The sequence below is a fragment of the Paenibacillus ginsengihumi DSM 21568 genome, from assembly GCF_000380965.1.
In the GTDB taxonomy this organism is placed as follows: Bacteria; Bacillota; Bacilli; order Paenibacillales; family NBRC-103111; genus Paenibacillus_G; species Paenibacillus_G ginsengihumi.
In genome coordinates this window covers 28,529-54,327 of sequence record NZ_KB905580.1, presented here as the reverse complement: position 1 = coordinate 54,327, position 25,799 = coordinate 28,529, and the positions used below count along the sequence as shown (strand labels likewise).

At 56.3% G+C, this 25,799-nt stretch carries 23 protein-coding genes, 1 rRNA gene and 1 other RNA gene; 5 read left to right on the top strand and 20 right to left on the bottom strand.

Annotated elements, in window-relative coordinates; all coding sequences use genetic code 11:
- The 16 genes from F591_RS0116520 to rpoE form a co-directional block, all read right to left on the bottom strand.
- Positions 1-203 (bottom strand): 16S ribosomal RNA (locus F591_RS0116520); the annotation flags it as partial.
- Between the two features lie 214 nt (positions 204-417).
- Positions 418-687 carry a pro-sigmaK processing inhibitor BofA family protein gene (locus F591_RS0116515; RefSeq protein ID WP_019535732.1) on the bottom strand — a complete coding sequence of 90 codons (270 nt, stop codon included), beginning with the start codon at positions 685-687 and terminating at the stop codon, positions 418-420.
- Between the two features lie 11 nt (positions 688-698).
- A complete protein-coding gene (locus tag F591_RS0116510; protein ID WP_156829594.1) occupies positions 699-989 on the bottom strand; it encodes a DUF2508 family protein in 291 nt (96 codons plus the stop codon).
- Positions 990-1,086: 97 nt separating this feature from the next.
- The gene (gene recR / locus F591_RS0116505; RefSeq protein ID WP_019535730.1) at positions 1,087-1,683 is read right to left on the bottom strand and encodes a recombination mediator RecR; all 597 of its coding nucleotides are present in this window, start codon (positions 1,681-1,683) and stop codon (positions 1,087-1,089) included.
- 301 nt (positions 1,684-1,984) lie between these two features.
- Complete coding sequence (locus F591_RS0116500) at positions 1,985-2,296, bottom strand: YbaB/EbfC family nucleoid-associated protein (RefSeq protein ID WP_019535729.1); 312 nt, start codon at positions 2,294-2,296, stop codon at positions 1,985-1,987.
- 24 nt (positions 2,297-2,320) lie between these two features.
- A complete protein-coding gene (dnaX, locus tag F591_RS0116495; RefSeq protein ID WP_019535728.1) occupies positions 2,321-4,108 on the bottom strand; it encodes a DNA polymerase III subunit gamma/tau in 1,788 nt (595 codons plus the stop codon).
- A gap of 446 nt (positions 4,109-4,554) precedes the next feature.
- Positions 4,555-5,616: an ATP-binding protein gene (locus F591_RS0116490; protein WP_026326675.1), complete on the bottom strand. Its 1,062-nt coding sequence runs from the start codon at positions 5,614-5,616 to the stop codon at positions 4,555-4,557.
- 214 nt (positions 5,617-5,830) lie between these two features.
- Positions 5,831-6,095: signal recognition particle sRNA large type (ffs, locus tag F591_RS30495), an RNA gene on the bottom strand.
- Between the two features lie 46 nt (positions 6,096-6,141).
- Positions 6,142-6,534 carry a hypothetical protein gene (locus tag F591_RS0116485; protein WP_019535726.1) on the bottom strand — a complete coding sequence of 131 codons (393 nt, stop codon included), beginning with the start codon at positions 6,532-6,534 and terminating at the stop codon, positions 6,142-6,144.
- A 91-nt stretch (positions 6,535-6,625) separates the two neighbouring features.
- Positions 6,626-6,823 carry a 50S ribosomal protein L31 gene (gene rpmE / locus F591_RS0116480; protein ID WP_019535725.1) on the bottom strand — a complete coding sequence of 66 codons (198 nt, stop codon included), beginning with the start codon at positions 6,821-6,823 and terminating at the stop codon, positions 6,626-6,628.
- Positions 6,824-6,983: 160 nt separating this feature from the next.
- Positions 6,984-8,282, bottom strand: a complete 1,299-nt coding sequence (gene rho / locus F591_RS0116475; RefSeq protein ID WP_019535724.1) for a transcription termination factor Rho — start codon at positions 8,280-8,282, stop codon at positions 6,984-6,986.
- A gap of 78 nt (positions 8,283-8,360) precedes the next feature.
- The gene (locus F591_RS0116470) at positions 8,361-9,626 is read right to left on the bottom strand and encodes a UDP-N-acetylglucosamine 1-carboxyvinyltransferase (protein WP_019535723.1); all 1,266 of its coding nucleotides are present in this window, start codon (positions 9,624-9,626) and stop codon (positions 8,361-8,363) included.
- A 192-nt stretch (positions 9,627-9,818) separates the two neighbouring features.
- Positions 9,819-10,673, bottom strand: coding sequence for a class II fructose-1,6-bisphosphate aldolase (fba, locus tag F591_RS0116465; protein ID WP_026326673.1), 855 nt, complete (start codon positions 10,671-10,673; stop codon positions 9,819-9,821).
- A 170-nt stretch (positions 10,674-10,843) separates the two neighbouring features.
- Positions 10,844-11,236: a response regulator gene (locus F591_RS0116460; RefSeq protein WP_019535721.1), complete on the bottom strand. Its 393-nt coding sequence runs from the start codon at positions 11,234-11,236 to the stop codon at positions 10,844-10,846.
- 313 nt (positions 11,237-11,549) lie between these two features.
- A complete protein-coding gene (locus tag F591_RS0116455; protein ID WP_019535720.1) occupies positions 11,550-13,157 on the bottom strand; it encodes a CTP synthase in 1,608 nt (535 codons plus the stop codon).
- A 264-nt stretch (positions 13,158-13,421) separates the two neighbouring features.
- A complete protein-coding gene (gene rpoE / locus F591_RS0116450) occupies positions 13,422-13,982 on the bottom strand; it encodes a DNA-directed RNA polymerase subunit delta (protein ID WP_019535719.1) in 561 nt (186 codons plus the stop codon).
- 381 nt (positions 13,983-14,363) lie between these two features.
- Between rpoE and F591_RS0116445 the strand changes: the two genes are divergently transcribed.
- Positions 14,364-15,530, top strand: coding sequence for a S8 family peptidase (locus F591_RS0116445; protein WP_019535718.1), 1,167 nt, complete (start codon positions 14,364-14,366; stop codon positions 15,528-15,530).
- Positions 15,531-15,562: 32 nt separating this feature from the next.
- Here the strand turns inward: F591_RS0116445 and F591_RS28285 are convergent, their stop codons facing one another.
- The gene (locus F591_RS28285) at positions 15,563-16,000 is read right to left on the bottom strand and encodes a YwiB family protein (protein WP_019535717.1); all 438 of its coding nucleotides are present in this window, start codon (positions 15,998-16,000) and stop codon (positions 15,563-15,565) included.
- A 251-nt stretch (positions 16,001-16,251) separates the two neighbouring features.
- Between F591_RS28285 and F591_RS0116435 the strand changes: the two genes are divergently transcribed.
- The gene (locus tag F591_RS0116435; protein ID WP_019535716.1) at positions 16,252-17,163 is read left to right on the top strand and encodes a metallophosphoesterase; all 912 of its coding nucleotides are present in this window, start codon (positions 16,252-16,254) and stop codon (positions 17,161-17,163) included.
- A 100-nt stretch (positions 17,164-17,263) separates the two neighbouring features.
- Here the strand turns inward: F591_RS0116435 and speB are convergent, their stop codons facing one another.
- Positions 17,264-18,133 (bottom strand): agmatinase, encoded by an 870-nt coding sequence (gene speB / locus F591_RS0116430; RefSeq protein WP_019535715.1) that lies wholly within the window; start codon positions 18,131-18,133, stop codon positions 17,264-17,266.
- Positions 18,134-18,226: 93 nt separating this feature from the next.
- The gene (gene speE, locus F591_RS0116425; protein ID WP_019535714.1) at positions 18,227-19,054 is read right to left on the bottom strand and encodes a polyamine aminopropyltransferase; all 828 of its coding nucleotides are present in this window, start codon (positions 19,052-19,054) and stop codon (positions 18,227-18,229) included.
- A 533-nt stretch (positions 19,055-19,587) separates the two neighbouring features.
- On the opposite strand from speE, the gene F591_RS0116420 reads away from it, so the two are divergent.
- Positions 19,588-21,669, top strand: a complete 2,082-nt coding sequence (locus F591_RS0116420) for a transglycosylase domain-containing protein (protein WP_019535713.1) — start codon at positions 19,588-19,590, stop codon at positions 21,667-21,669.
- Between the two features lie 305 nt (positions 21,670-21,974).
- Here F591_RS0116420 and F591_RS0116415 read toward each other — a convergent pair whose 3' ends face one another.
- On the bottom strand, positions 21,975-22,511 hold the full coding sequence (locus F591_RS0116415; RefSeq protein ID WP_051109208.1) for a YwhD family protein: 537 nt from the start codon (positions 22,509-22,511) through the stop codon (positions 21,975-21,977).
- A gap of 173 nt (positions 22,512-22,684) precedes the next feature.
- On the opposite strand from F591_RS0116415, the gene F591_RS0116410 reads away from it, so the two are divergent.
- Both F591_RS0116410 and F591_RS0116405 read left to right on the top strand, forming a co-directional pair.
- Positions 22,685-24,844: a M1 family metallopeptidase gene (locus tag F591_RS0116410; protein WP_019535711.1), complete on the top strand. Its 2,160-nt coding sequence runs from the start codon at positions 22,685-22,687 to the stop codon at positions 24,842-24,844.
- A 39-nt stretch (positions 24,845-24,883) separates the two neighbouring features.
- Positions 24,884-25,705, top strand: coding sequence for a hypothetical protein (locus tag F591_RS0116405; RefSeq protein ID WP_019535710.1), 822 nt, complete (start codon positions 24,884-24,886; stop codon positions 25,703-25,705).
- The last annotated feature ends 94 nt before the right edge of the window (positions 25,706-25,799 follow it).

Here is a 25,799-nt window from a genome sequence, read left to right as displayed (position 1 = left end):
CTCCCCCATGCGAAGAAGCCACCTATCCGGTATTAGCTACCGTTTCCGGTAGTTATCCCGGTCTTCCGGGCAGGTTGCCTACGTGTTACTCACCCGTCCGCCGCTCCGGTTGATTCCCCGAAGGAAACCATCCAGCGCTCGACTTGCATGTATTAGGCACGCCGCCAGCGTTCGTCCTGAGCCAGGATCAAACTCTCCAATAAATATTGCTTTTACCCCGGAAAGGGGATTGGATGCTGATTCAGCTCATGGCTTTGACTTGCTTAAAGTCGCACAAACACTTGCTCGTTGTTCAGTTTTCAAAGGACAAGTCATCTTCACTTGTTAAAGTCACCGTTCAAGCGGCGACTTGATTAATATAACACAAACCACAAACAAATTGCAAGGCTTTTTTTAAATATTTTTTTCAAATCAAGGTTAGCCTATAACCCACAGCTTTAATGCGGCCAGCATCCCGAGGCCGGGCGCCCCCAATACGCTGACTGTCCCGACCGTAACGGCGTTGATCGGCAGCTCAAAATGCGTATAACTGCTGAACAGATTTATAATATACAACGAAAAGATGGCGAGCGCAACATGCAAACACATCCTCCCCATCCATTGAAAGGCGGACGGCGTGCGAAACACGACAATCATCAGCAAAATCGTCGAAGCAATAAAGATGCCCCAAGGCAAATAAGCAGCCATCTTGCCCCCTCCTATGCTTGTCCGAAGCAAATGTCGCGTGCGGTAACGTTCATTTCCTTGGCCTGCTTAAGCAGCATTTCGAACCGTTTTTCCGCTGCTTCGAGCGCATATACGGCGTAATCGATCTGCTCTTTTTCCACCGCATAATCAAACCGGTGTTGGGCAGTCGTCCATTCCATATGAGCCTTATGGATTTCCTCGAGCAGCAAATAACGGTCCCGTCTGATCGATTCCGACAGTTCGTCCGGCTTCTTTTTCCTGATCCAACGGTTCAGCCACTCCGGCTTCTGCAATAGTAACACCTTCCCTCACTTCTTCTTACTTCATACATATAAAGTCCGAGAGGGAAATAGAACTAAAAAAAGACCCGCATCAAACCGGGTCTTGACTTTACGACTTCTACAGCTCTCTTCTGCCTTCCAGCGCCTTGGTCAGCGTCACTTCATCGGCATATTCCAGATCGCCGCCGACCGGCAGACCGTGCGCAATTCGCGTTACTTTAAGCCCGAACGGACGGACAAGACGGGACAAATACATGGCCGTAGCCTCTCCCTCAATGTTGGGGTTTGTCGCCAAGATCAGCTCCTGCACGCGTTCGTCGCTTAGCCGCTTCAGCAGATCGGCAATGCGAATCTCATCAGGACCGATTCCCTCCATAGGAGAGATCGCTCCGTGCAGCACATGATAGTAGCCGTTATATTCTTTAGTGCGTTCCATCGCCACAAGGTCTTTAGGCTCCTGGACGACGCAGATCGTCGAGCTGTCGCGATGCTTGTCCTGACAAATGCGGCACGGGTCTGTATCGGTAATGTTGCAGCATACCGAGCAATACAGCAAGTTCCGCTTCACGTTAACAAGCGCTTTGGCAAAATCGACAACTTCGTCCTCCTTCATGCGAAGCACGTGAAAGGCCAGCCGGGCGGCGGTTTTTGGCCCGATTCCCGGCAATCTGGTGAACGAATCGATCAGTTTGGCTAACGGTTCCGGATAAAACAAAGGATTTCGGCTCCTCGCTATCTTGAAAATAGCCCCCAGGGCCCGCGACCCAATTTTCACCATCTGATGGTGCCGCGCAAGGCGGCATGGGCGTCTATCTTGAAAATTTGGCGGTATACGCCGACAAAATTTCAACACCGAAGGTGACGACCGATGACGACAGGAATCGCTCGTCATAGGCGTCTATAGTAATCGAATACCGAAACAAACGGCCTCATCTTTATCGCATCGAATGCGCCGCTGTTACAAGGTGTGGCCTGAAAAAAAGCGGCCTTCAAGGCCGCGACCTGCCGGGAACCGTTTAGAACAATCCCGGGATGTTCAGTCCTCCGGTCAGCTTGGACATTTCCTTGCCGGCCATCTCCTCCGCCTTCGTCATCGCATCGTTAATCGCCGTAAGCACGAGATCCTGCAGCATTTCCACATCGTCCGGATCGACCGCTTCCGGCTTGATGACGACGGCGGTTACCTTCTTCGCGCCGTTCACGGTTACCGTGACCACGCCTCCGCCAGCGGAGCCCTCCACGGTTTTCGCTGCCAGCTCTTCCTGCGTTTTCAGCATTTGCTCCTGCATTTTCTTAACCTGCTTCATCATTTGCTGCATGTTATTCATGGTCAATACACTCCTTTAATGTAATCAAGATTCATCTTCCCTGATCTTCACCAAATCCTCGCCGAACAGCTGAATAGCCTCCTGAATCCATTCCTCTTGAGAAGCGCCCTTCCCGTCATCCTCGTGCACCAGCTTCAGCTCTTCCCGCGGCTCAGCCCCGCCCGCTGGCTGCTCTGTTGCGGCTCTCCAATCTTTAAGCATGACTGTAACGAGGCGGTACGGCTGTCCCAGAACGTGTCCGATAACCTCCTCGATCAGTTGCTTGTTGGCCGGCTTCTCCGTCGTCTCCCGATGAATGTCATTGCGGAAAGCAACGAGTAGAGAACCGTCGCTGACAGAGACCGGCTCCCCGTTCTTCAGCCATGCCTCCAGCGAAATGCGCCGTTCCTTCACGCCGGACAGGACGTTACTCCACTGCTGAATCACTGCCGCAGTTTCCTCGCTGTCCTTGGCCTGAAGATACCGATCCAGCTTCTCGACCGTTCGTTTGGATACCGGGACGGACGGACGGGCAGCGGACGCGCCTCCGCCTGAAGCCGGGAACGGCGCCGCGCCTTCCTGCGCGGCGACCCCCTGCTTCATGAGGCGGGAGAGCTGCTCCTCCAGCTTGGCTATGCGCTGCAGCAGCTGCCCGACGATCGCCGTATCCTGCGGCTCCGCTCCGCTCTGCGCGCTTGCCGGATGGCCGGCTGCGGCACCAGCCCGGCTCGGGCCGGCGCCTTCCCCTGCAGCGAGACTGCACAGCTTCATGACCGCAATCTCCAGCAGCGTCTGCGGCTGAGCGGAATATTTCATCTCGGTCTGATAATAGTTAAGTGTATCAATCATGGTCATTAAGGCATCCGCGCTGAATCGCTCCGCCACTGCGACAAATCCCCGTATATCGAGAATGCGTTCGGTAACGGCCTGCGATTGCGGCACGAGCTTGACCATGAGCAAATCCCTGAAATAATAGATCAGGCTTTCCATGCACTTATCCGCGCTCTTGCCTTCTTGCATGAAGCCGTCGATAAGCTGCAGCGCCCCGCCAACGTCCCGCGCCTGCACCGCTGCGACAAGCTTGCCGAACTGATCCGATGCGAGCCCTCCGGTGATCGATAGCACATCGTCATAAGTGACCCGCTGTCCGCTGAAGGCGATGATCTGATCCAGCAGGCTGAGCGCATCGCGCATGCCGCCGTCCGACAGCCTGGCGATGAAAGCGAGCGCATCCTCATCCGCGTCAATCGCTTCATCCTGGCATACTTCCTTCAGCCTTAAGACCTGCTCCTCCAACGGAACCCGGTGAAAATCGAACCGCTGGCAGCGGGAGATGATCGTGGCCGGCAGCCTGTGGGGCTCTGTTGTCGCCAAAATGAACATCACATGCGCCGGAGGCTCCTCCAGCGTCTTGAGCAGCGCATTGAATGCCTCCGTGGTCAGCATATGCACTTCATCGATAATATAAACCTTCCGCCGCACTTCGGTCGGCGCATATTTGACCTTATCGCGAATATCGCGAATTTCCTCCACTCCACGGTTGGAAGCCGCGTCGATCTCCAGCACATCCATCACAGAGCCCTCTGTGATTCTGAGACATGCTTCGCATTGATTGCAAGGCTCCTCGGCAGGACCTCTCAAGCAGTTGACGGCTTTGGCCAATATTTTGGCCGTCGTCGTCTTGCCGGTTCCCCGCGGACCGTTGAACAAATACGCATGGCTGAATCTGCCCTCGCGCAGCGAATTTTGCAGAGTCTGGACTATATGCTTCTGGCCGACCATGTCGCGAAAAGACTGCGGTCTCCACGTCCGGTATAAGGCGATGTGCGTCATCTCGTCCTCTCCACCTATCTTGAAAATACAGCGGTGTACCACACGTTGAACTTTCAATACCGCAGGTGACGACCGATGACGATAGGAATAACTCGTCATAGGCGTCTTTCTTGAAAATTCGACGAAAGTCCTTCGGCGAATTTTCAATACTGAAGGCGACGGCCGATGACGGCAGGAATTGTTCGTCATAGGCGTCTCTCTTGAAAATTTGGCGGTAATCCGCCGACCAAAATTTCAATACCGAAGGCGACGGCCGATGACGAGGAATTGTTCGTCATAGGCGTCTCTCTTGAAAAATTCGGCAATACCTCATGAGCCGAATTTTCAATACCGAAGGCGACGGCCGATGACGAGGAATTGTTCGTCATAGGCGTCTAACGGCTTATTGTGCTATTATACTATACTTGAATGGAGGTTTGAAGCGGACGCTGAGCACAAACCGGAGTTTATTGAAAGGGAATGCATACGGTGAAGGTAGTGCCGAAGCCTTTGGACGATACCCGGATATGCCCGCCGATGTCGTGAATGATGCGTTGGCATACGGACAGGCCGAGACCGGTACCTTCAGGCTTGGTCGTAAAGAAGGGGTCAAAAATTTTATCTATAATGAACATAGGGATTCCAGGGCCTGTATCGCATATGTCGATAAACACTTCTTTTTCTTCGTAATTGACGCCTTCCAGCAAAGTCAAACGCCCTCCTGGCCCCATCGCCTCAATGCCGTTTTTGCAAATATTAATGAACACCTGCTTCAGCATCTCCCGGTCCGCGACTACCAGGGGAAGCTTCTCTTTGACCTCATGCTGCACGGTGACCCCGTGAAGAATCGCTTCATTGTGGATGATCGGCCAAATATCCTTAAGCACCTGGGACAAATCAACCTGCCTGTAAGTGACGTTTTTCGGCTTGCTGAGCAAAAGAAATTCGTTCAGCAGCTCATTGATTCGGTCGATTTCCTCGAGCATGACCTTCGTATAGCTGCCTTCCCGGTCCATGCCTTGCTGCTGGAACGTTTTGAGAAGCACCTGCATGAAGCCTTTGATCGACGTCAGCGGATTGCGAATTTCGTGCGCGGTCCCCGCGGCAATCTGGCCGATCATGGCCAGCCGGTCGCTGCGCTGTACCTGCTCTTCGAGCGAGCGCAAATTCGTGACATCCTTGAAAATGATGTACGCCCCTACGATGCGACCTTCCTCGTCGCGAAGCACATTCGAATCCAGCAGCAATTCGTAGCGTTCCTTGTTGTTAGTCCACGACAACGCCTGATTACGAACAATGACCCCATCCAAAATATTTCTCCGTACCAGGTGATGCTCGAGAGGCAGATCGGCAAATACGTCTTCCATCGAGCGATTGACGATGTCCTCGCGCCTCAGCCCGAGCACTCGGCAGGCCATATCGCTGATATCAATCAGCTCGAATTTCGTGTTGATCAGAATGACTCCCAAATTGACATCCTGTAGAAAAGTTCCTGCGAATCGTTGGAGCAAAGTCAACTTACCGCGCAACGTTTGTCCCTCCTCAAACAACGCTTTCGGAAGCTTTTTCTGAATCAAATCGCCCTTCCTGTTTCGACCCGGCCTCTTTCAGTTCTAAAGAATTGACTGGGTTAACTTTGGTATACAATTCTCTCCTTATTCCACTTTTCCTTCTTTTGGCAACAAAAAAACACCGCCTCCGCCAAAGATTTGGCTGAAAACGATGTTTGCGTTCGTATTAGGCCCGTGCACCTACCTTGATATAACGATCCAAGCGGAATTTCCCGCTCGGGCTCAAGCCAGGCTGCCCTTCGGCACATGGAACCTCCTGCTTACGGCTGCTTCCTTCCGGACCTGACCGGGTTCACAGGCATCCATTGCGAAGGACCTGACTCTCAACACCCCATTGGAAACCACAGACCTTACATCGTTATACCGCGAATAGGCGTTCGACCCCGCTACAGCGGATTGCGGGTTACAGGGCACCGCTACCTCCCCGTCTAGCACGGTATTTACAAGTATAGTGCATTCGCACGCAAATATCAACCTCAAGGATTATTTAGCAGAAACGGTAACGTCCATCTTATATCTCGGTACAGCCTCGGTCAGCTGCTGCAGCGCCTGCTGGCGAATCGTTTCAAGCTGTTCGGCCGCCGCAACGCCGGGGACGCTTAACCGGACGCGGGCATTCGGTCCGTTAATCGTAATGGAGCGAACGACAACCCCCGGAATCGAACGGACGGCCTGCTCCATCGCACGCATGTCATTCCGGTACGTATGGTAAGAAGGATTCAGCGGGACGTTCGGGTTCACATCCGTCATCCCCATATAACCGTCCCGCGAATATGCCTTCGTCTGCTGCTGGCCTTGACAGGACGAGAGGATCAGCACGAGCGCCGTCAGGCAGGCAATCACGAGCGAGGCGATTCGCGTCATCGGATGAGACATAAATAAAAGCACCTCCTGAAGGCTTGAATGATCGACATTCATAGCTTGACCTCAGGAGGCGCGCTTATGCGAAACGGGATACGGCAAAATATTACATGCCGTATTTTTTCTTAAATTTATCGACACGACCGCCGGCATCCACAAACTTCTGCTTGCCTGTAAAGAACGGATGGCAGGCGGAGCAAATTTCCACGCGCAGATTTTGCTTGATGGAGCCCGTCTCAAACGTGTTACCGCAAACGCAAGTAACGGTCGTTTGGTGATATGTCGGATGAATTCCAGATTTCATTGCTTTCACCTCTTTTGCCCTGAATCACCATGTGAAACAGAGTTATCAATAACACAACAGAGATTATATCATGCTGGGCTATCCGGTTGCAACACTTTCCTTATGCCTTGGTTCAACAGCCGCTGCGTTAGCGGTATTGCCATCAAGAGCGCGCATCCGGTCAGGAAACCGAGTGCTTCACTCTGCGGCCGCCGCCTCCGCCGCCGGAGAATTGGCCGTTCTTGTCAAGCGTGTCCAAAAATTCCTGGTTTGTTTTGGTATCGGCGAGCTTTTTCAGGAAAGCGTCCAAATATTCCGGAGAATCGTGCATCGTTTTCCGGATCGCCCATACTTTTTCCAGCTCTTCCTTGCTCAGCAGCATTTCCTCTCTGCGCGTGCCCGAACGCCGAATGTCGATCGCCGGGAAAATGCGCCGCTCCGCCATTTTGCGGTCCAAATGCAGCTCCAGGTTGCCCGTGCCCTTGAACTCCTCGTAGATGACATCGTCCATCCGGGAGCCTGTCTCCACAAGCGCCGAAGCGAGAATCGTCAGGCTGCCGCCCTCCTCGATATTGCGCGCGGCGCCGAAAAAGCGCTTCGGCCGGTGGAACGCGCCGGGATCGATGCCGCCGGACAGCGTGCGCCCGGTCGGAGGAACGACCAGGTTGTAGGCTCTGGCCAAACGGGTGATGCTGTCGAGCAGGATGACGACGTCCTTCTTATGCTCGACCAGCCGCTGCGCCCGCTCCAGCACCAGCTCTGCTACTTTAATATGGTTTTCCGGCAGCTCGTCGAACGTGGAAGCGATCACTTCCCCTTTGACCGAACGCTGCATATCGGTCACTTCCTCCGGCCGCTCGTCGATTAGCAGGACAAACAATTCGACATCAGGATAATTGGTCGAAATGCTGTTGGCGATTTCTTTGAGAAGCAACGTTTTGCCGGCTTTCGGCGGAGCCACGATCAGCCCCCGCTGTCCAAATCCGACAGGAGCCAAAAGATCCATCAATCGGGTGGAAAGATTCGTCGGGGAAGTTTCCAGAACCAATTTTTTTTGCGGATAAAGAGGAGTGAGCGCAGCAAAATGAAGCCGTTCGGCAGCCGTTTCGGGGTCCTCGCCGTTCACGGCCTCCACCTGCAGCAAGCCAAAATACCGTTCGTTCTCCTTCGGCGGACGGCACTTGCCCGAAACGACGTCGCCGGACCGAAGATCGAAGCGCCGAATCTGCGAGGCCGAAATATAAATGTCCTCCGAGCTGGGCAAGTAATTGATCGGCCGCAAAAAGCCGTAGCCCTCCTGCAAAATATCGAGCGTCCCCTGCATGAACATAAGGCCGCTTTGTTCTGCCTGAGCTCTTAAAATCGCAAAAATGAGTTCTTTCTTCTTCATTTGGCCGTAATAAGGAATCTGATGCTTCTTGGCCAGCTTGTAGAGCTCAGTCAGCTTCAGCGCTTCCAGTTGCGCTAATTGCAGATCCATAACTGTTCAACCACCAAACCTATGAAATTTTCAAGACTTGCAAAACTATGTTCTAGCATTGCCCAACCGAAGGATAATCTATACCGATGCTTGCGTATTTTCGCGCCAAACCTCCGCACCCAGGCTTGCTAGATTATCCACCAAATAGTCATATCCCCTGTCAATGTATTCCACGCCGGAAATTTCCGTGACTCCTTCATCGACCGTCAGTCCGGCAATGACAAGCGCCGCTCCTGCCCGCAGGTCGGTCGCCTTGACTTTGGCCGCCGACAGCTTCGAACCCTCAATGACGGCCGATCGTCCTTCCACTTTGATCTTCGCCCCCATGCGCAGCAGCTCGGGGATATGCTTGAAGCGGTTGCCGTACACATAATCGGTCAAAATGCTGACTCCGCGCGCCTGTGTGAGCAGCGTCGTCATCGGCGATTGCAGATCGGTGGCAAAACCCGGATACACAAGCGCCTTGACATCCACGCTTTCGTATTCCGGCTGCCCGACTACGCGAATCGACTCGTCCATTTCGTAAATATGGGCGCCCATCTCCTGCAACTTCGCCGTGATCGCCTCCAGGTGCTTCGGGATGACATTATCGACCACCACATCGCCCCGGGTCGCCGCTGCGGCGATCATATACGTTCCCGCCTGGATGCGGTCGGGGATAATCGAATGCCTGCAGCCGTGCAGCGCATCGACGCCTTCGATCCGGATCGTCTCCGTGCCGGCTCCTTTGATTTTTGCTCCCATGGAGTTAAGCAGCGTTGCTACATCTATAATTTCAGGCTCTTTGGCCGCATTTTCGATAACCGTAACACCTTTGGCCCGAGAAGCCGCCAGCATAATGTTGATCGTCGCCCCTACGCTGACGATATCCAGATATATTCGCGCGCCTCGCAGTTGCTTGGCCCGAATATGCAGTGCTCCGTTCTCCGTAGAAACCGAGGCGCCAAGCGCTTCAAACCCTTTGATATGCTGCTCCATCGGACGCGGTTCGAAATTGCAGCCTCCCGGCATGCCGACAATCGCTTCGCCGAACCGGCCAAGCAGCGCGCCCATCAAATAATAAGAGGCCCGCAGTTTTTTGACATCGCCGTTAGGCATAGGCTTGGATCGAAGAAGGCTCGGATCGATGATCATCTGATCGCCGTTCCTGGTCACCTCTGCCCCTAGTTCACCCAAAAGCTGGGTAAAGACGGCCACATCGCTGATTTGGGGCAAATTATCCAGCGTGATCGCGGTTTCGGCCAGCAGCGCCGTTGGAATGAGCGCGACAGCGCTGTTCTTGGCTCCGCTAATTTGCACCGTCCCCCGCAGCGGACGTCCGCCCGCTACCATCAGTTTCTCCATTTCGTCCTTTTTCCTCCCACATCGCTGCTTTCACGCAAGAACCTGACCGAGCGGACCCGGGAACCGCACGCGGCACGAAATAACCGTTCCTCCGCCGAGCAGAAGACGATTCCTTTCGGTTAAGCCCAGATGATGATAAAGAACAGAAGGGAAATACATCCCGCAGGATGCATTTCCCGGCACGTTATGTGATTACGCCTGGTTGGCGCTTCCGAACAGCTCAATCTTGGACTTCACAACTTCGATCATAGCATTGCGGGCAGGTGTGAGGTATTTGCGGGGGTCGTATACTTTGGCATCCTTGTTCAACACTTCGCGGATCGTGTCCGTACATGCGACTTGGTTTTCCGTGTTGACATTGATTTTGCCGACTCCCGCCGCGATCGACTTGCGGATCATCTCATCCGGTACGCCCGAGCCGCCGTGCAGCACGATCGGAACCGGAATTGCGGAGGATACTTTCTCGATGATATCGAAGCGAATGTTCGGCTCGCCTGCGTACATGCCGTGTGCGGTGCCTACGGCGATCGCCAGGCAATCGACGCCGGTTTCTTCGTAGAAACGGATCGCTTCTTCCGGCTTGGCCAGGTTCGCATCGGATTCGTCAACGCTGATATCGTCTTCCACGCCGCCGATTGTGCCGAGCTCGCCTTCCACGGATACACCCATGGCGTGAGCCGCTTTAACGACTTCCTTCGTCAGGCGTATATTTTCTTCGAAAGGATAGTGGGAGCCGTCGAACATCACCGAGCTGAAGCCAGCGCGGATACATTTCATAGCCACTTCGAAGCTGCTGCCGTGGTCCAGGTGAAGGGCGATCGGCAAGCCCGATTTCTTCGCCGCCGCTTCGGCGATCGCTACCGTAAATTCGATGCCCATGTATTTCAGTGCGCCTTCGGACACACCGTAGATGAATGGGGAGCGGAGCTCCTGGGCCGCCTCGACGATCGCTTGAGCGAACTCCAGATTGTTCATGTTGAACTGGCCTACAGCGAATTTGTTCGCTTTTGCCTTCGGCAAAAACTCGTTCATAGAAACTAGTGGCATACGGTTCTTCCTCCTAGAGTGTTTATTGACCGTGTCGAGTGTGTCGTAGACCGCTCGCTGTCATACTGGCCTATTATATCATAGAACTCGGGAAACGTTAAGAAAAGCTTGATCGATGAAAGCGCGAAGAAGTACATCCGTGTCTAAATTTAAAAAAGAGAGATCCCTTATCAGGATCCCACAGCATATGAATTGTTGGGCGGCATGCACAGATGCTGATTCACCGCCTGGCGCAGCTCGTCGATATCAAAGGGCTTGGTAAAGTGCATAATCGCTCCGAGATCAGTCGCCTCTTTGATCATGTCAAGCTCGCCGTATGCGGTCATCATAATGACTTTGATGGAAGGATTGATGCTCTTGATATGCTTCAAAATATCAAGTCCGTCCATCCCCGGAATTTTCATGTCCAGCAGCACCAGATCCGGCGATACGTTGCGCACGATCTCCAAAGCCAACTTGCCGTTGGAGGCCTGGTAAGTCTCGTAGCCTTCACTGCTGAACACTTCCATGAGCAGGATTCGAATACCGTTCTGATCGTCTACGATAAGCAGCTTCTTCTTCAAATTAGTGCCCTCCCATCCGTCCAAGCGACGGTTCATCCGATCTGTCCGCAGTAGCTTTACGAAGTAACTAATTCGATGCGAAGACCCGTATTCCTGCAAAGAGAATAAATAAAGTTGAAAACTTTTACAGATCAAGCAGTTCCTGCAGATCCCCGGGGGGAAGATCCGGACAGCCTTGCCGCATTGCGATTTCCCGGTTTTTCGACATGATCCGAACGGTTCCAACAATTGACCACTGATCGTATATATATTTCAGCAGACAAAAAAATATACCCGCCGCCAAAAGGCGACGGGCCCAGCTGCCAGGCAATCATCATTGCGCTTGGCGAATAGCGGCTTGTACGAATCCCCGGAACAACGGCTGCGGCCGGTTCGGCCGGGAAGTGAATTCCGGATGGAATTGCACGGCCAGGAACCACGGATGATTCGGGCATTCGATAATTTCGACCAAGCGGCCGTCCGGGCTCGTCCCGGTTACCATAAGGCCTGCCTTCTCCAGCGCGTCGCGATATTCGTTGTTGAATTCGTAGCGGTGGCGGTGACGCTCGTACACCAATTCGTCCTCATAGCAACGCATCGCAAGCGACCCTTCGCGCAGCTTGCACGGATATAGGCCAAGGCGCATCGTGCCGCCGAGATCCTCGATATCCTTCTGCTCCGGCAGCAGGTCGATCACCGGGTAAGACGTCGTCGGATTGATCTCGGAGCTGTTCGCCCCCTCCAGTCCGAGCACCGAACGGGCATACTCCACCACGGCCACCTGCATCCCCAGACAAATGCCGAAGAATGGAATGTTGTTCTCCCGGGCAAAGCGGATTGCGCTCACCTTGCCCTCGATGCCGCGATCGCCGAAGCCGCCGGGCACGAGAATGCCGCGCACGCCGGCAAGCAGTTCGGCAACATTGCGGTCGTTTACTTCCTCCGCGTTCACCCAGCGAATCTTCACTTCCGTGTTGCAGTCGATGCCGGCATGTCCGAGCGCTTCCACGATGCTGAGATAAGCGTCATGCAGCGCAACGTATTTGCCGACAATCGCAATTTCGGTTGTATCCCTGAGCGATTTGACGCGCTGAATCAGGCCTTCCCACTCCGTCATATCCGGCGCGGGAGCTGCTCCGGTCAAGCCGAGATGGCTCACCACAATATCGTCCAGCCCCTGCTGGCGAAGCATCATCGGCACTTCATACAGCGTCTCCGCATCCAGACATTCGATCACCGCGCCGGCATCGATATCGCAAAACTGCGCCAGCTTGCGCTTCATGTCCTCGCTCAGCGGCTTCTCCGTCCTACATACCACCACATGGGGCTGAATGCCGATGCTGCGCAGCTCCTTGACGCTGTGCTGCGTCGGTTTCGTCTTCACTTCGCCCGCCGCCTTCAAATAAGGGATGAGCGTAACGTGAATATACATCACATTGTCCCGGCCGATATCGTTCTTGATTTGACGGATCGCCTCGAGGAACGGAAGGCTCTCGATATCGCCGACCGTACCGCCGATTTCCGTAATGACGACATCCGAATGCGCCTCGCGGCCGGCGCGGAACACGCGTTCCTTGATCTCGTTCGTAATGTGCGGAATGACCTGCACCGTTCCCCCAAGATATTCTCCGCGCCGCTCCTTGGCGATGACCGACGAGTAAATTTTGCCGGTCGTCACGTTGCTGTTCTTGGATAGATTGATGTCGATAAACCGCTCGTAATGTCCAAGGTCAAGGTCGGTCTCCGCTCCATCGTCCGTGACGAAGACTTCGCCGTGCTGGTAAGGGCTCATCGTGCCCGGGTCTACGTTGATGTAAGGGTCGAATTTCTGAATGGTAACCTTCAGCCCTCTGTTTTTGAGCAGCCTTCCGAGCGATGCCGCTGTAATCCCTTTGCCTAACGAGGAAACGACGCCGCCCGTCACGAAAATGTATTTGGTCATTATGTAACCTCCTGAATGAATGTAGTTGACGCAGGCGCGCAAGCTTTTTTACCCCGGTCCGCCCCATAAAAATGCGACTAAAAAAAGAAAAAGCCCCCCGCATTGGCGGGGCACTTTATGCTTAGAACCTCTCGGTTCGTATCGTCCTATCTAAAGCCCGATGACTAGTTTAACCGCTCAGGTCCATGCTGTCAAGTGAACGCAAGACGAAACCGCCCTGATCATTTGACGGGCAAGGACAAAGCGATTCTCCGTCTCAGACGCTTACTTGTCGTCATCGAGATCGTCGTCTTCCGTCTCGGTCTCTTCCTCGTCCACATCTTCTTCGATCTCGGCTTCGTCGAGCTCCTCTTCCTCCATCTCCTCATCCTCGAAGAATTCGGAGTCTTCCTCCACCTCGTCCCCTTCGAAATCTTCGTCGCGAACGGTATCGAAGCTGTCGTATTCCTCTTCCTCGGCGTAGGCATCCTCTTCCTCCGGGAACAGATCCTCGTCGAGTTCATCGTCGTCGTCGTTGATGATGCGAGGCCGCTTGCCGCTGGCTACGGCGTCATCCGACTTATCTACAGGGTACCAGCGCTTCAGCCCCCACAGATTCGTGCCGACGCAGGCGAATCGCCCGTCAATGTTAATCTCCGTATATAATTGAGCAATAACCTGCATGACTTCTTCATCGGAGAGCCCTTTGATTTTGGCGATTTCCGCCATAAGATCCCGATAATAAAACGGGGTGTTCGCCGCTTTCAGCACTTCGAAAGCGAGATCCACCATAGGCATTTCCTGGGCCTGCTCCGCGGTGATTTTCAGCGCATACTGACCGCTCATTCCAGCACTTCCCTTCCAACATTTTCACGGCTACCTCTACAATATCCACTATCTTCAATAAGTAAACCTTATTTTATGTAAAAAAGCAACTGGTTCCCTCCAGGCGAAAGCTTGAGCGGAGGGCGATCCCCTCCGCTCCGACTGTACCCCTTGCCAAGCGCCCCGGCGTTCCCGGCTTGCTCGGCAACTCGCTCGTTTCGGGAAAGCGCAAGCCGCAAGCCTCCCGTTGATATCGTATGTGCACCGGGCGAATCTGACACGGCCACACACCCATTATTCCGGAAAAAGGCCTGTGCTCATACGAAAAACAATTCTCCCACATACGATACACAAATGCTTCTCCATGCTTCATCAGACACGACACACGGAAGGGGAGGTCCCGTGGAACTGTCACAATTTATCGAATGGCTGGCCGAAGCGGCGAACGGATCGGGCAACGACAAGCGCAAACTCATCATCCGTTTTACCAGTCCCCGGGACTACGAATACTGTGTCCGGCTCCTTGGCCGAAAACCGGTATGGTCCAGGTTGCAACCGATGCCGATGATCCAGGCGATCGCGTGTACACTCAGCCCCGCTAGCATCCCCGACGGGGCCATGCTGCACGGAATCGGAACGATCGAAGAGGACACGAGGATGAGCGTTCACACCCCCCTTCGAAAAACCTCAACCGGACTGCAGCCGGCCCGCAAGGCCAAATCCGCTCCCGTCATTCCGTGGGGTGTCCGACATATCCGGGCGCCGCTCGCCTGGAAAAAAACGCGCGGCGAGCGAATTCGCATCGGCGTCATCGACACCGGGGCGGACTATACTCATCCCGACCTCAAACACTGTCTGTCCCACGGCGTCAACATTTTGAACCGTTACTTGCCTCCGGACGACGACAACGGCCACGGCACCCACATCGCCGGAACCATCGCCGCGTTCACCCGCAGCCGCGGCATGATCGGCGTTGCTCCGCTTGCTTTTGTTCATCCCGTCAAAGCGTTCGATCAGTTAGGCAGCGCCTTCGTCTCCGATATCATCGGCGGGATCGAATGGTGCATCGAGAACAATATGCATATTATCAATATGAGCTTCGGTATGAAGACATACAGCAAGGCGCTGGAAGCCGCCATCCGGGCCGCCCATCAATCGGGCATCATCGTGATCGCTTCATCCGGCAACGAAGGCAAGCGGGGCACGATCGACTATCCGGCCCGCCTGCCGCAGGTCATTGCCGTCGGAGCCACGACGCGCCAAGGGCGGATCGCTCCGTTCAGCAACGCCGGCAAGCAGATCGACATTTACGCTCCGGGAGAAAAAATATACTCGACCTGGCTGCGCGGCCGGTACAACGAGCTGAGCGGCACCTCGATGGCCACCTCGCACGTATCCGGCGTCGTGGCGCTGATGCTCTCGCGCAACCCGGCGCTGAACGTGCAGCAGGTGAAGACGCTGCTCAAAAGGCACGGCAAGCCTATTCCGAAGCCGGGCAGGCAAACGATCGCGCCCAAGGAAGTTCACGCCTCGCGCTCCGTGATTGCCGCAGCCCGCCGGAAGCGCTGAAGACCGGTTGACACGAGTCCCGGTCTTCAGCGCTAGCGCGCCTCCAGCTTGAGGCGATACATGCCGGCCAGATCGCCGCCGACAAGCAGCTCGTAGCTCCAGACGGCCTTAAGTTCCCCGGAGCCGCTAACCGGCAGCTCCGTCCGAAGCGACTTCGTCACAATCTCCAGCTCAAGTCTTCCCTGCGGAGTCGCGTAATACCCGCGGAAAGGCGTCCCGACGGAAAACCTTTGCTCTGACCGGATATCCCCGCTCCTGACGATTCGTATTTCCTTCCCGTCCAGACGGATCGTCGTCTGCGTTTCTCCCAGTTCGCCCTCCGTTTCGGCATAACGGAGATAGACGTGATCTCCCTTCGGATATAGTACACCCGAAGCCTTCTGAACGATACGATCGCCGCCGCTGACGCTTTCAATCCTGATGCTGACTTGCCGTTTCGTCATGCTCCTTTGCCGAGCCTGTTCCGTCATGCTCCTTTGCTCCTTTGCCGAGCCTGTTCCATTATGAAAAGAAACAATCTTGTCCAAAATGTAGAATCATAGGTTCTTCCATAGTTTTTTTGCGCTGGCGCTATGCCCAAGAATCGGGCCAATGCCAAGTGTAGCGAAGAAGACGCCGACCGTCAACGCACACAGCGGGCGCCGCCCGGAAGAAACCAATCGCAGCCGCAAACCGTCCTACTATATATAGAAACGACAGCTGCAAGGAGGGCTATGCCCACATGTCTGAATACAAGAACATCCCCCCTGTCCCTCAACCGTCCGCCCGCAGCATGACCCGCCGGAAGTTTATTAAGCGCAGCATCCGTCTGGCCGCCGCGCTGATGGTCGCGCCAGCTTCCGGATTCGGGTATGCAAGGTGGGTAGAGCCGGGATGGCTGGAGACGGTGAGCGTGGACGTGAAGCTTCCCCGGCTGCCGCAAGCCTGGGACGGCATGCGCATCATCCAGTTCAGCGATCTGCATCTTGGCTTCTACCTGCATGCCGAAGACTTGCCTCCGCTCGTGGCAACGATCAACCGGCTTCAGCCAGGGCTCATCTGCTTCACCGGCGATCTCCTCGACCATCCGATTGACAGGGCGGAGAGGACCGCCGCCGCGAAGGCGCTGGCAGAACTGCATGCCCCTTACGGCAAATACGCTGTGCTCGGCAACCACGATTATGGCGGGCGTCCGGAGAACGCCGCGTCCCTGCTGAGCGAAGCCGGCTTCCAAGTGCTTCGCAACGGTCTTGCCCGGCTGGAGCATCCAGGTGGCGCCTTTTGCATTGCCGGCGTCGAGGATTCGGTCAAGGGGATTCCTGACCTGGGCGGGGCGCTTTGGGGCAGCAGAGACGAGGAGTTCAAGCTGCTGCTCGCCCATTGTCCGGATTTCGCGCTGACGGCAGCAAACTTCCCCGTCGATCTGCAGTTGTCCGGGCACAGCCATGGAGGGCAAGTTCGCATCCCCTTCTACGGCCATGTCGTAACGCCGCTGGAAGCCAAACATTTCGTTCAAGGCATGTACTCCCTGAATAACGGCAAGCTGCAGCTGTACGTGAACCGGGGCATCGGCATGTCGCTGCTTCCGGTGCGCTTCTTCTGTCGTCCGGAGCTGACGGTAATCACGCTGCGAAGCGCGCAGAGCGCTCATTAATAAAAAGAGAACGCCTCCGCACATTCGCCGGGGGCGTTCTCGTTCTCCACTGCTGCTTTCACTGCTCCTAGCTCTGCCAATGAACATCCGTATCGCCGGATTATTTCACCAGCCCGAGCAGTATCTCGCGAATCAGCTTGCTGGCGACGATCTGCGTCTGCTCCGTCGGATCGTACGCCGGCGCCACTTCGACGACGTCGGCTCCGACGAATCGCAGCTCGGAGTCCGCCATCGCGTGAATCGCCGCAAGCAGCTCCTTCGAGGTAATGCCGCCCGCTTCCGCCGTTCCCGTGCCGGGAGCGCACATCGGATCGAGCACGTCGATGTCGATCGTCAAATAAACAGGGCGGCCGGCCAGCTCGGGCAGCGCCTTCTTCAGCGGCTCCAGCACCTCGAACGGATAGAAGTTGACGTTCTCGCGCCCGTATCGGAATTCTTCCCGCGATCCGGAGCGAATGCCGAACTGATAGACGTTCTTGCCGCCCATAAGCTCCGCCGCCTTGCGGATCGGCGTCGAGTGGGAGAGCGGCTCTCCCTCGTACGATTCCCGCAGATCGGCATGCGCGTCGATATGAATGAGCGCAAGATCCGGGTACTTCTTGTATACCTGCTCGATAACGGGCCAGGAGACGAGATGCTCGCCGCCCAATCCGAGCGGAAATTTGCCGTCCGCAAGCAGTCCGCTTACATATTCGCCAATGATGTCCAGGCTGCGGCCGGGGTTGCCGAACGGCAGAAGCAGATCGCCCGCGTCGAAGTAAACGATGTCCTCCAGACTCTTGTCCAGATACGGGCTGTACTCCTCCAGCCCGATCGACACTTCGCGGATGCGGGCAGGGCCGAAGCGGGAGCCCGGCCGGAAGCTGACCGTGAAATCCATCGGCATCCCGTAAATGACCGCGCGGGACGCCGCATAATCGTCGGAGCTCAAGATGAACACATTGCCGGAATATTTTTGATCCAATCGCATGCTGGCCTACTCCTTCTATATTAAATGAAGTGCAAACAGGGAGCCCTCAGCTCCCCGTTTCGCGCAGTTCACGATACGGCTGCGCCGCCCCGCTTACTTCGTCATATCTTCTACGAACTTCGGCAGCACGAAAGCCGCCTTGTGCAGACGGGGCGTATAATACTTGGTGTCGATCTCCGGAATCTTCGTTTCGTCCACCTGCAGCGGATCGTATTTCTTGCTGCCCATCGTGAAAGTCCACAGCCCGCTCGGATACGTCGGAATGTTGGCGCAGTACACGCGGACGATCGGGAAAATCTCCTTCACATCCCGGTTCACCGTGCGAATCAGATCCGCCTTGAACCAAGGGTTGTCCGTCTGCGCCACGAAGATGCCGTCTTCCTTCAATGCGTCGTAAATGCCTTTGTAGAAGCCCTGCGTAAACAGGTTGACGGCCGGGCCGACCGGCTCCGTCGAGTCGACCATGATGACGTCGTATGTATTCTTGTGATCATGGATGTGCATGTAGCCGTCGTTGACGATCACTTCGACCCGGGGATTGTCCAGCTCGCCGGCGATTTCAGGCAAATATTTCTTCGAATACTCGATCACCTTGCCGTCGATTTCGACCAGCACCGCTCTTTCCACTTCCGGATGCTTCAGCACTTCGCGGATAACTCCGCCGTCTCCGCCGCCCACAACCAGCACCTGCTTCGGATTCGGATGCGTATAGAGCGCGGGGTGCGCCACCATCTCATGATAGACGAACTCGTCCTTAATCGTGGTCATGACCATTCCGTCGAGAACAAGCATGCGGCCCCACTCGACCGTATCGATCATCGCAAGGTCCTGAAATTCGGTCTTCTCGGTGACGAATGTCCGGCTCACCTTGGCGGTGATGCCGAAGTTGTCCGTTTGCTTCTCCGTGTACCACAATTCCATCGCAGTCCAACCTTCTTTCTTAAAGAGAAATGGTATATGCTTCGGGTTCTCTGTGCGAATCCGCAGCTGGCAAGGCCGCAGAATACGTTCCCGTTTCAGCCAAGACGCGCATGTCAAATTGTATTATAGAGGATCGGGGCAAAATTGCAAGTCAAACAACCGAACCGGAAACGGCAAGCGGCCGCCCTTCTTGACCGGAACGCCTTGATGCGCAGGCGCTTCCTAAAAAAATCGTTTTTGACGCGCTGCCGCAAGTATACGTCGCCTATCATTTTTCCATAATGAGTAATATTCACAGGCGAAACGTGCGGAAAAGATGACTTTCGATTTTCCAAAGAGACACCTTTGACGAGTGACTCCTTCGTCATCGGTCGTCACCTGCGGGGTTGAAAAATTCGCCGAAGGACTTCGTCGAATTTATCAAGATAGACGCCTATGACGAGCTAAGACTTCGTCATCGGTCGTCGCCTGCGGTGTTGAAATTTTGTCGGCGTATATCGCCAAATTTTCAAGATAGAAAGGGCTGATGGGGCATGTCCGGCAAACGAAAGCGCAATTCCTCTTCCTCCGATCCGAGCGGCGATGCGGGCCTGAGGCGGTACCGCCGGTTCAAACGCATCGCGTCCTTGTCGTTTACCGGCCTCACGGCGCTGACCGCGGCACTCATCGTCGCGTTGCTGTTCCTGCGCTCCCAGCCGCTGCCTGTCTCGAAGATAGCGGCATATACCCAAATGTACGATATGCACGGCGAGCCGATCGAAGCCTATGGAAGCGCGAGAACGCGCGATTTCGTGCCGCTCAAGGACATTTCCCCCAACCTGATTCAGGCGACGCTGGCGATCGAGGACCGGAAGTTCTACGATCACCCCGGCTTCGACGTGGAGGGGATCGCCAGGGCCGCTCTCGTCAACCTGCAGCATATGGCCAAGGTGCAGGGGGCCGGGACCATAACCCAGCAGCTCGCCCGCAACCTGTACTTAACGCACGAAAGAACGTGGAGCCGCAAGCTCAAGGAAACGTATTACGCCGTGCAAATGGAGCTGCAGCTGTCCAAGGACCAAATTTTGGAGCAGTATTTGAACCAGATCTATTACGGGCATTCCACCTACGGCATCGGTTCGGCGGCCAAGCTGTTTCTCGGCAAGGACGCATCCAGCCTGACACTTGCGGAGAGCGCCCTGCTCGCAGGCATCCCGAAGGGGCCGCGGTATTATTCGCCTTATTACGATATGGACAAAGCGTTCGAGAGGCAGAAGACGGTGCTGAGGACGATGGTCGAAGCCGGCTACATCACGCAGCGCCAGGCGGACGAAGCGGCCCGGGAGAAAATAACGATTTTGCCGCTGGAGAAGAAGGAATCTTCTGCCGCCCCGTATTTTCACGATTACGTGCGCAACGTGGCGATCGATCAGCTCGGCATTACCGAGGAGCAGTTCGAGAAGGGCGGGCTGCGCATTTATACGACATTGGATCTGAAAGCGCAGCGCATCGCCGAGGAAGTCGTGAGGACGCAGCTGGCGGACTATCCCGAATTGCAGGCCGCTCTGGTGGCCATCGACCCGCGCACCGGATATGTGAAAGCGATGGTCGGCGGACGGAGCTACGCGGAGACTCAGTTCAACCGCGCGCTGTCCAGCGCCCGCCAGCCCGGGTCCGCATTCAAGCCGATCGTGTATTTGACGGCGCTGAAAGAGAAAGGCTACACTCCGGTCACGCGGTACAAAAGCGAGCCGACGACGTTCACCTACGACAGCGGCCGGCAGACGTATACTCCGAGCAATTTCAACGACAAATATTTCGATTGGATCGACATGCGCACAGCCATTGCCAAATCGGACAATATCTTCGCCGTACATACGATTATGGATGTAGGACCGGAGAAGGTGATCGAAATGGCACGGCGGATGGGCATTCGCAGCCCGATGAAGCCCGTCCCGTCGCTGGCGCTCGGCACCTTCGCGGTCAGCCCGCTGGAGATGGCGGCGGCTTACAGCATTTTGGCCAACCAAGGCATCCGCAACGAGCCGACGGCCATCATCCGCATCGAGGACTACCGCGGACGAATTCTTTACGAATCGCAGCCGCAGCAGGAAGCGGTCATCGAGCCGCAATATACGTATGTGCTGACACAGCTGATGGAGAGCGTGTTCGACCAGGGCGGGACGGGCAGCCGCGTGGCCAATGTGCTGAAGCGACCGGTCGCGGGCAAGACGGGGACGACCGATGCCGACGCCTGGATGGTCGGCTTTACCCCCGAGCTGGCGACGGCCGTCTGGGTCGGCTATGACAAAGGCCGCAACGTCAGCGCGGCCGAATCGCATCTGGCGGCGCCGATCTTCGCCGAGTTCACGGAGCGCACGCTGGAATCGGTGCCGCCGAAGCTCTTCGACATGCCGGACGGCGTAAGCGCCGTTTATATCGATCCGGCCTCCGGGAAGCTGGCCAACGACAGCTGTCCGAATTCACGGATGGAGGTGTTCATCGCCGGCACCGAGCCGACGGAATACTGCACCGGCCAATCGGCTCCAGCGCATGACGGAGCTGCGGACTATGACAGCAAGCCGAAGCAGAACCGCTCCTGGTGGGAGGATCTGAAGCGCTGGTGGACCAGCTGACGAGGGCGGCTCCGGCATGGCGGAACCCGGCCAGGACGGCGCCGGAACAAACGGCCGCGCCAGCCTGATTCGCAAGGGCGACCCGCCGTCGATCCCGGCCAGGCGGAGCCTGCAGGGCCACCCGCGAAATAATATCGCGGCAAAGCACAAAAAGGCAGACCTGATCGGTCTGCCTTTTTGCTGTCCTAGTATATGGTGCATATACTAGGCATTAGTATACATGGTTACGACGGGCCGTACAATGCCGGACACATAATGTACAAAATTTATTTTTTTGGCCTGCTCGCGAGAAGGACGTTCCTCCTCTAAGCAAGCGCCGACTTCAGCTCGTCGCTCGAACGCCGCCACATGTCCGGATCGCGCTCCTCCAGCAGCTTCCGCAGCGCCGCCCGCTGCGCCGCGCCCAGATTATCGAGTATAATGCGCCGCTTAAGCGCATAATCCATCCGGTTGACGTGATCGGCCAAAATTTTCCACCCACGCTTCGCTTCCTCGTCGATCAGCATTTCGCATGAAGTGACGCCGGCGTAGTATTTCTCCCCGGCCTCGTCCCGGCCGACCGCTACCCAGACGACCCAGCACGGGCGGCCGTTCGGCACGTCGTCCTTATTGACGGAAAATTTGATCCCCCGCTCCACCTTGCTCTTGGCATGAAGCGCCCCCATATCGAGATAAGCCGAATCCCCGTCGACGATGACGCTCGAGAGCTGGCTCAAATCGATCGTGCCTGAGCCGAAGCCGCGGTGCTCATTCTTGCCGCTGACTATATTCAGGCTTAGCTTTTTCTTTCCTACGGAAGGCCCGTCCTGCGGCGTCTGTCCTTGGAAATCCACTCGTTTCATCCCCTTTATGGCTCGTATGGCAGGCCGCTTTCGGCCATGGCAGGCCGCTTCTGACGCAGGCAGCCCGCGCCCTGCTTCAAGAAAGTTCAGTTCCCTTATAATTTTAGCTAATAATCCCCGGAATGCAAACATATACATGCTGTAGATGCTTGTCAACGGGGTGAATAAAGAAAATGAAGAAACTTCTTGGCAACCGATTCGCGCAATGGGGATGCGTCCTCGTGCTCGCCTGCGGGGGGACGCTTCTGGCCGAAGCGCTGCTTTCCGGCGGCGACGGGCCGGACAGGCCCTCTGCCAGCTTCGTTCCGGAGCCGGCTGCAGCCGGAGCTCCTCCGTCAGGGAAGCCGCTCGCCGGCAACCCTCGTGCCGTCTCTTACCCGCTGCGAACCGCCGAATCCACAGACGCGGCCACAGACGCGGCCTCCTCCGATGCGGCCAAGCCGGTGATGGCGCGGAGCATGGAGCCCGCGCCGGCGCCGACGCCGGCCCCGCCCAGCCTGCCGGCCAAGCCGGCGGAAAAACCGGCCCCGAACCCCCTCTCCGCCCGCATCGTGGAGTATCATCTGAATGCGGAGCTGGATGCGGAAGGCAAGCGGATCATCGGCACCTCCTCGCTGACCTGGAACAATCCCGGCGCCCAGCCGGTGCAGGAGCTTTATTTTCACTTGTACCCGAACGCCTTCGAATCGAAGAAGACGACCTTTATGCAGGAGTCGGGGGGCAAGCTGCGGGACGACCCGCACAAGGATGGCAGCTTCGGCAGCATGCAGGTTGACTCGATCAGGACGAGCGAAGGAGAAGAACTCATCGCCCGTACCTCTTACGTGCAGCCGGACGACGGCAATCCGGATGACAAGACGCTGCTGAAGGTCGCTCTGCCGAAGCCGGTCGGGCCGGGAGAAGCCGTGACGCTGCACATGGCTTATTCCGTCAAGCTGCCCCAGGTTTTCGCAAGAATGGGCTATGCCGGAGACTTCGTGATGGCGGGGCAATGGTTCCCCAAAATCGCGGTATACGAACCGGCGGGAAGGCGCGGGCGGGAGAGCGAAGGCTGGAATCTGCACCAGTATCACGGCAATTCCGAATTTTACGCCGATTTCGGCATTTACGACGTCCGCATCAAGGTGCCCGCCGATTATACGGTCGCGGCGACCGGCTTTCCGACCAAGCCGCCGGCAAGCGACGGCCATTTCAAGACGTATTCCTTCTACGCCGACGACGTGCACGATTTTGCCTGGGCCGCTTCCCCGCATTTCGTGTACTTCGAGGAGCCGTACGCTACGCCGAATTTGCCGGGCGTTCGCATCAAACTGTATTTGGACCCGAAGCACGAGCATCTGAAGTCCCGCTACATGACCGCCGCCAAAAAAGCGCTCGCCCGCTATACCGAGTGGTACGGAACGTATCCGTATTCCACGCTCTCGATCATCGTCCCGCCGGCAGACGGCAACGGCGCCGGAGGCATGGAATATCCGACGTTGATTACCGCATGGGGCGCTGCGGACGAGGACCCGGGGCTGAATCTGGAGCGGGTGATCGTTCACGAGATCGGCCATCAGTTCTGGTACGGCATGGTCGCCTCCAACGAATTCGAGGAGGCCTGGCTCGACGAGGGCTTCACCTCGTATGCGGAGGACCGGATTATGGAGGCGGAATACGGCGTAAGGCCCCAGCTCCCGATCGAATCGGCTTATATGACGCACCCCGCTCCGCTCAAGCTGCATTCCTGGGGTTACGCGGGCGGCCATAATCAGTATGCGGAGAACGTGTACACCAGAGCCAAGCTCGTGCTCAAAGCGATGGAGCGGCAGGTCGGAGCGGAGACGATGGACAAGATCATGAAAACGTATTTCCAGCGCTGGAGGTTCAAGCATCCGACCACCTCGGACTTTCAACAGACGGTCGAGGATGTCACCAAGACGAGCTGGCAGGACTTCTTCGATCAATATGTGTACGGCGGCATGATGACCGACTACGCCGTCACCGGCATTCAGACGCGCCAGGTGACCGAGAACGGCCAAAGCCTGTACGAGAACCTGGTGCAAATACGCAGGCTTGGCGGCACTTATGCCAACGTGCCGATCCGCTTTCGCTTTGCCGACGGCACCCAACTGGACAAAACGTGGGAAGGCCTCGACAGCGAGGTCACGATGAAGCTCAACCACTCCGCGCCGCTGTCCTGGGTCATGATCGATCCGCAGTTCAGCATGGTGCTGGAGAACAAGCGGATCAACAGCTTCATGAAAACCGAAGTCGATCCGAAGCTGGCCATCCGCTGGAATCTCGGCGTGACGAAATTTTTGGAGACGGCGATCGGGTGGCTGGCCTGGTAACAGGGCCCCCGCGCTGCTGAGTAATCGGGAGGTAACCGCATGTGGACATTCATCAAAGCAGGCTGGTCCTCGGCCTGGCGCCAGCCGTTCGCGGTATTCACGCTGTTCGCCTACAATCTGGTATGGGGAGTCGTCATCTACAAGCTGGTGCAGTCGATCGTCGTCCCCCTGTTGCACCGTTATCCGGGCAAGCAGTTATCCCAGGAAGCCGTACAGCTGTTTTGGATTGAGGGGCAGTTCCAGCTGATGAAGACCGACCTGGCCGCCCCGTATATCGGGTGGGGGCTGACGCTTGTGCTGCTGCGAATGGCGCTCAGCCCGGTGCTGAACGCCGGCATTTACTATTCGCTCCAACACCCCGAGCTGAACGCGGGCTACCGGTTCGTGCAAGGCGTGCGCAAGCTGTCCTGGCCTTATCTCGGCCTGTACGCGCTGCAGACGCTGCTGGCGCTCGCCCCGCTGTATTGGCTCATTCCGCGCGCCGCTAGCCAGTTCGCGAAGCAAACCAGCTACATCGGCCTCGGGCTCGATCTGCTGCCGGAAGCCGCCGGGTATGCGATCTACCTGTTCCTGCTGCAGCTGTGCTTCTCGCTGCTCATGATCGGCAAAGCCGCCGAGCGCACGCTCCTGTATACGCTGATTTTCGCGCTGCGCCATCTCGGCACGGCGGCGCTGCTCACGCTGTTCGTCGCGCTGGCAGCCGGGCTGCTGTCCGCCGCGGTCACCGCCTCCGCCTTCATCTGGGCGGGATTCGCCGCGCTGATCGGATTTCAAGCGTATCGGCTGATCCATATGTTTTGCAAAATATGGGCGATCAGCACGCAGTATGCGCTGTGGGCGGAAAAGTCCCGCAGCGCCTGATCGCCGGCTCGCGCACATCAAGCAAGCGAGTCAAAACACCTTGAAGAGTCCGCCTCTTTCTATGCGAGACAGGACAGAGGCCGCCCTCAAGGTG

What these genes read in the sequence shown, in the direction of transcription:
- speB (WP_019535715.1), bottom strand. Translation starts at nt 18,133, where the DNA reads ATGCGATTGGATCAAAAATATTCCGGCAATGTGTTCATCTTGAGCTCC.
- rpmE (WP_019535725.1), bottom strand. Translation starts at nt 6,823, where the DNA reads ATGAAATCTGGAATTCATCCGACATATCACCAAACGACCGTTACTTGC.
- F591_RS0116470 (WP_019535723.1), bottom strand. Translation starts at nt 9,626, where the DNA reads ATGGAGAAACTGATGGTAGCGGGCGGACGTCCGCTGCGGGGGACGGTG.
- rho (WP_019535724.1), bottom strand. Translation starts at nt 8,282, where the DNA reads ATGGATCTGCAATTAGCGCAACTGGAAGCGCTGAAGCTGACTGAGCTC.
- dnaX (WP_019535728.1), bottom strand. Translation starts at nt 4,108, where the DNA reads ATGACGCACATCGCCTTATACCGGACGTGGAGACCGCAGTCTTTTCGC.
- F591_RS0116500 (WP_019535729.1), bottom strand. Translation starts at nt 2,296, where the DNA reads ATGAATAACATGCAGCAAATGATGAAGCAGGTTAAGAAAATGCAGGAG.
- F591_RS0116405 (WP_019535710.1), top strand. Translation starts at nt 24,884, where the DNA reads ATGTGGACATTCATCAAAGCAGGCTGGTCCTCGGCCTGGCGCCAGCCG.
- F591_RS0116485 (WP_019535726.1), bottom strand. Translation starts at nt 6,534, where the DNA reads ATGTCTCATCCGATGACGCGAATCGCCTCGCTCGTGATTGCCTGCCTG.
- F591_RS0116420 (WP_019535713.1), top strand. Translation starts at nt 19,588, where the DNA reads ATGTCCGGCAAACGAAAGCGCAATTCCTCTTCCTCCGATCCGAGCGGC.
- rpoE (WP_019535719.1), bottom strand. Translation starts at nt 13,982, where the DNA reads ATGAGCGGTCAGTATGCGCTGAAAATCACCGCGGAGCAGGCCCAGGAA.
- F591_RS0116515 (WP_019535732.1), bottom strand. Translation starts at nt 687, where the DNA reads ATGGCTGCTTATTTGCCTTGGGGCATCTTTATTGCTTCGACGATTTTG.
- F591_RS0116435 (WP_019535716.1), top strand. Translation starts at nt 16,252, where the DNA reads ATGTCTGAATACAAGAACATCCCCCCTGTCCCTCAACCGTCCGCCCGC.
- F591_RS28285 (WP_019535717.1), bottom strand. Translation starts at nt 16,000, where the DNA reads ATGACGGAACAGGCTCGGCAAAGGAGCATGACGAAACGGCAAGTCAGC.
- F591_RS0116410 (WP_019535711.1), top strand. Translation starts at nt 22,685, where the DNA reads ATGAAGAAACTTCTTGGCAACCGATTCGCGCAATGGGGATGCGTCCTC.
- F591_RS0116415 (WP_051109208.1), bottom strand. Translation starts at nt 22,511, where the DNA reads ATGAAACGAGTGGATTTCCAAGGACAGACGCCGCAGGACGGGCCTTCC.
- F591_RS0116455 (WP_019535720.1), bottom strand. Translation starts at nt 13,157, where the DNA reads ATGACCAAATACATTTTCGTGACGGGCGGCGTCGTTTCCTCGTTAGGC.
- fba (WP_026326673.1), bottom strand. Translation starts at nt 10,673, where the DNA reads ATGCCACTAGTTTCTATGAACGAGTTTTTGCCGAAGGCAAAAGCGAAC.
- speE (WP_019535714.1), bottom strand. Translation starts at nt 19,054, where the DNA reads ATGGAATTGTGGTACACGGAGAAGCAAACGGACAACTTCGGCATCACC.